Here is a 4,414-nt window from a genome sequence, read left to right as displayed (position 1 = left end):
GCTATTTGCCCCATAGCCGGGCTATGGGGCTGCACATCCGGCAAAAACTGTCCTCGCTGGGGGCGATTTTCGCTTTCGACGCCTTCTGCCGCGCAGGCTCCTAGGGCAGGCCGTGCACGCGGCGCCCTCCTTATCGTCTCAGCCCACCACCCCGCGCCGCCTCCACCGCCAGCCGCTCACAGCGCTGCGCGTCCAGTGGTTGCCCGGCTTGTTGGAAGCGGGCGGCAGCCGCTGAAAACCGGCTCGCGGCTTCATTGGCTTTGGGCGTTCGTGCGGCGGCGATGTGGCCGCGCACCTCTTCGTGCGCCGCGTACCAGGCGGGCAGGCGCATGACTACGTTGGCGAGGTAGGCGCACTGGGCTTCGTGCTGGTCGGCCAGGGCCAGTTCGCCCACGCGCGCCGCCGCAATCGCCGCCGGCACGGCGAAGGTGATGCGGCAGCCGGGGCAGGTTTCCAGTGGGCCGCGCACCGATTCGCTGGCGTCTTCCATCACGTACAGAGCGGCTTCGGGGTCGTCGTGGTGCAGGTTGATGCGGGTGCCGTAGATGCGGTCCAGCAGGTGAAAGCCGATGTCGGTCTGGCGCGCCACGTCGAGCGCTTCGTCCACCAGGGCACGGGCTTCGTCGCGCCGCCCTTCGTGCAGCGACACCTCGGCCAGGCGCTGCAGCGACAAGGCTTCGCCCACCGGGCCGCCAATGGCGCGGTGCAGGCGTGCGCCTTCGCGCAGGTGCTGGCGCGCCGCCACCAGATCGCCGGCCAGCCATTCGGCTTCGCCGCGCAGGGTGACGCCGAAGGCATGGCCACGGGCGGCACCCAGGCGCTGGGCTTCGGTGGCCAGCGCATCGGCAAACGCGATCACTTCGGCATAGGGCCGCGCGCCATATAGAAAGCGCTGGGTGATGCACAGGTGGCCATCAAAAACGCGCAGGGCCAGGTGCGGCACGTGGCTGGTTTCCTGCAGATCGGCCCACACGCTGCGGTGCAGTTCGCCGCGCGCGTGGGCGGCGGCGGCCTGCGCCCACGAGGCGATCACCAGCGAAGCGGTGTCGCCCGATTCCAGCGCCAGGCGGCGCGCCTCAGCGGCTTTGGTCGTGCCCATGGCCGGGTCGGCGGCACCGAGCGCGGCGGCACCGGCGTAGGCCAGGGCCTCGCTCAGGCGCCCGTCCACCGAATTGGGCAGCACGCCTTGCAGCGCTTCGAGCGCGCCCTTGGGGTCGCCTTGTTTCACCTGGGCCAGCGCGGCTTTGGCGCGCAGGTTGTGGCTGTCGGGTTCACCGGCGGCTTCGGCGGCCAAGCGGTAGGCGGCCATGGCTGCCGGGTCGCCCATGGCGTCCAGCGCTTCGGCGCGCAGGCGCAGCGCTTCGACATGTCCGCTCTCGAAGGCCAGCAGGGGGGCGAGGTGGCGCAGCGCGTCGCTGAAAGCGGCCAGGCGCGCGGCGTCGCGCGCGGCGGCCAGCAGCCAGGGCATGGCCTCGCGCGGCCGCCCGCCTTCGAGCCAGTGGCGGGCCACGTGGGCGGGCACGGCGTCCATCTCGGCCAGCTGCGCGGCCGTTTCGCGGTGCATCTTGAGGCGGCGGTGCGGTGGTATCTGGTCGAGCAGCGCCTGGCGCACCAGTTCGTGGCGGAAGCGGTAGCCACCGTCGGCGAACACCAGCGCACCGGCATCGAGCGCGCAATCGAGCGCGGCGAAAGCGGGCACCTGCGCGAGCTGGGCCAGCGCCTCCACGGTGCGCACGCTCCATTCGCCGCCGCTCAAGGCCAGCCAGCGCAGCAGCGCCAGTGCGTTGGCGGGCACGTCGCACAAGCGCTCGGTGATGGCCTCGGCGGCGCTGCCGGGCAGGCGCTTGCTGTCGTCGCCCGCGCAGCGCGCCAGCTCAATCGCGGCAAACGGGTTGCCGTCGGCGGCCTGCACGATGCGCGCCACCACGGCGTCGGACGAGGGCGCAGCGAATGGTGCGGGCAGTGCGCGCACGACCAGGCGGCGGCTTTCGTCTTCGTCCATGGGCGCCAGATCGAGCGGCTGCAACACGCCGGCGCGCTGCAACCGCGCCACGCCACGCGCCAGCGCAGCGCTGGGCGGCACCGGCCGGGTGGCGACGAGCAAACACAGCGGCCCGCCCGCCATGGCCAGCTGTACCAGCACCTCGACATCGGCGTCGTCGATCAGGTGGGCGTCGTCCACCTGCAGCAAGATGTCGGCCTCGGGCGCGGCGGCCAGCAGCAGCCGCCGGATGGCACCCACCACCTGGTGGCGCCCCAGCGGCCCTTGCGGTGCGTTGGCGGGTGCCGCCAGCGGGCTGAGCAAGGCCAGCACGGCGCGTGCCGGTGGGCCAATGCGGTCGAGCACGCTGCGGTCTTCGAGCATGACGCGTTCGGCAATCGCCGCCATGGCGCCGTAGGCGCGGCCGGTTTCTGCGGCGTCCAGGCGCAGCACGGTCCAGCCGCGCTGGCGCGCCTGGGCGCCGATCTCGCGGCACAGCGCACTTTTTCCAATGCCGGCCGGCCCGCGCAACACAATGCTGCCGGGCCGTTTGCCACTGGGCATGCCGAGCCAGGCCGCCACCTGGCCCAACACCTGGGCGCGCCCCACAAAGGCCGGACCCACGGCTTGCAAACCGGCCACGCAGCGCTGGTACACCGCCTCGGTGCGCGCATCGGGTGTCACGCCCAAGGATTGCTGCAAGGCCTCGCGCAGGCGGCTGTACCAGCGCAAGGCGGCGGCGCGGTTGCCCGCTTCGAGTTCGCGCTGCATCAAGGCGCGGTGCGCGGCTTCGTCGGTGGGTTCGTGCAGGGCCAGGCGTTCCCACTGGCCACTGGTGCGCAACAGGTCGAGGTAGAGGGCACGCAGGCGTTCGCGAAAGGGTTCGGTCCAGGCCTCGTAGCGGGCACCGGGCAGCAGGTCGCCACCGTATTCGCCGGCCACGTCGGCGCATTCGGCGGGGTCGCGCTGGCGCAGGGCGGCCGATGCGCGGGCCTCGAACACGTCGGCGTCCACCGCCACGGGTCGCTCGGGCCAGAGCAGCAACTCACCGGCCAACAAGCCGATGGCGTCGTGCCGACCCAGCGCCTGGCGGCCATGGTGCAAGGCCTTGCGCAGATTCGCGGCACCGGCTTCGGGGTCGAGCTGCGGCCACAGGGCGTCGATGGCGAGATCGCGCGACATGCGGTGGCCTGGCTGCAGGCTGAGCATTTGCACCAGGTGCGCCGCGCGCAGGCTGGGCCAGTGGTCTGCGGCAATCGGCTGGCCATCGACCGCCGCTTCGAACCGGCCCAGCAGACCCACGTCGAGCCGGGCGGGTGAATCACCGGCAGAAAGCCGGGGCAAAAGGGTTTCCATAGGGGCAGTCTGAGGCACTGGGCCGCCACCCGCAAGGGCTTGCATGCCCAGGAACGCTTGAGGAACGGCGCCTGGCCAACATGCAAGCAGCGGGTCGATTCCGGCCCGCCGAACGCATCAGGAGCACACCATGAACGCCAGACAACTGAGCTTCCCATTGCCCGGCAACGGGTCCGCCGTTTTGACGCTGCCGCCCGCCTTGCCGCCGGAAACCTTGCAGGAACTGGAGCACTCGGTGGCGGCAGCGCTGAACCATCTGCAGCGCGAATCCAGTGCCGAGGCGCTGGCGCGGGGACGCGTTGAATACGCGTCCTGGCTCCCGCTGCTGCGCGCCGTGCGCCACTGAAACATTGCCGGTTTTCACAGGCATTTTCGAAACCCCCACCCACTCCCGGAGAACGACATGAGCGAAACCAACACAACCACAGCATCTACTTTGTACGACCGTCTGGGTCGCCGCGACGGCATCGCGCGCATCGCACGCGAGCTGATCAAAAACCACTTGGCCAACCCCTTGGTCAAAACCCGTTTTGCCCAGATACAAGACATGGATCAAACCGAGCGCAACGTGACCGACTTCTTTTGCGTCGGTTCGGGCGGGCCTGGAAGCTATGCCGGCAAGGACATGCTGAACACGCACCGGGGCATGAACATCAGCGAGCAGGAGTTCGTCAGCGTGCTCGACGACGCCATGGCGGCGCTGGAGACCTGCGGCGTGGAAGCCCCCGTGCGCCACGAGGTGCTCGGTGTGCTGTGGTCGATGAAGGCCGAGGTGGTGCGGGTCTGAGTTGGCACGCAGCGATCCACCCGCTGCGTGCATCCACTTCATGCACGCGCTTCAGACCGGCGGCGCGCGCGCGGGCTGCACGTCGGCCATGGATTGGCCAGCCTGACGCGCCGAGACGCCGACATTGCCATAAGCGCCACCAAACGCCCGCCGCAGCACCTGGTGGCCCACGGACACCGGCTGTCCTTCGCGGTGGCCGGACCCGAGGCCGGTGAGGGGATCGGGCTCGAGGAGCTGTGCGACGCGCTCGCCCTCGACACGGCCCTGTGGGACCAGCTCGGCTGTCTCTC

General features: G+C 70.5%; 3 protein-coding genes and 1 pseudogene. 3 read left to right on the top strand and 1 reads right to left on the bottom strand.

What is annotated here, in order from left to right; genetic code table 11:
- Positions 1-130 precede the first annotated feature (130 nt).
- Complete coding sequence (locus ABYB95_RS17690; RefSeq protein WP_372659899.1) at positions 131-3,337, bottom strand: AAA family ATPase; 3,207 nt, start codon at positions 3,335-3,337, stop codon at positions 131-133.
- Positions 3,338-3,467: 130 nt separating this feature from the next.
- On the opposite strand from ABYB95_RS17690, the gene ABYB95_RS17685 reads away from it, so the two are divergent.
- The 3 genes and pseudogenes from ABYB95_RS17685 to ABYB95_RS17675 form a co-directional block, all read left to right on the top strand.
- Positions 3,468-3,683, top strand: a complete 216-nt coding sequence (locus ABYB95_RS17685) for a hypothetical protein (RefSeq protein ID WP_372659897.1) — start codon at positions 3,468-3,470, stop codon at positions 3,681-3,683.
- A 57-nt stretch (positions 3,684-3,740) separates the two neighbouring features.
- Positions 3,741-4,124 carry a group 1 truncated hemoglobin gene (locus ABYB95_RS17680; RefSeq protein WP_372659895.1) on the top strand — a complete coding sequence of 128 codons (384 nt, stop codon included), beginning with the start codon at positions 3,741-3,743 and terminating at the stop codon, positions 4,122-4,124.
- Between the two features lie 75 nt (positions 4,125-4,199).
- A pseudogene (locus tag ABYB95_RS17675) lies at positions 4,200-4,414 on the top strand (acyl-CoA reductase); the annotation flags it as partial.

It is taken from the genome of Hydrogenophaga sp., assembly GCF_041633695.1.
GTDB lineage: Bacteria > Pseudomonadota > Gammaproteobacteria > Burkholderiales > Burkholderiaceae_C > Hydrogenophaga.
Note: the sequence above shows the minus strand (reverse complement) of the source record. Positions and strands in the feature narration are given on the sequence as shown.

Bases quoted from the DNA above. Each gene is read 5' to 3' on its own strand.
- ABYB95_RS17690 (WP_372659899.1), bottom strand. From the start codon at position 3,337: ATGGAAACCCTTTTGCCCCGGCTTTCTGCCGGTGATTCACCCGCCCGG.
- ABYB95_RS17685 (WP_372659897.1), top strand. From the start codon at position 3,468: ATGAACGCCAGACAACTGAGCTTCCCATTGCCCGGCAACGGGTCCGCC.
- ABYB95_RS17680 (WP_372659895.1), top strand. From the start codon at position 3,741: ATGAGCGAAACCAACACAACCACAGCATCTACTTTGTACGACCGTCTG.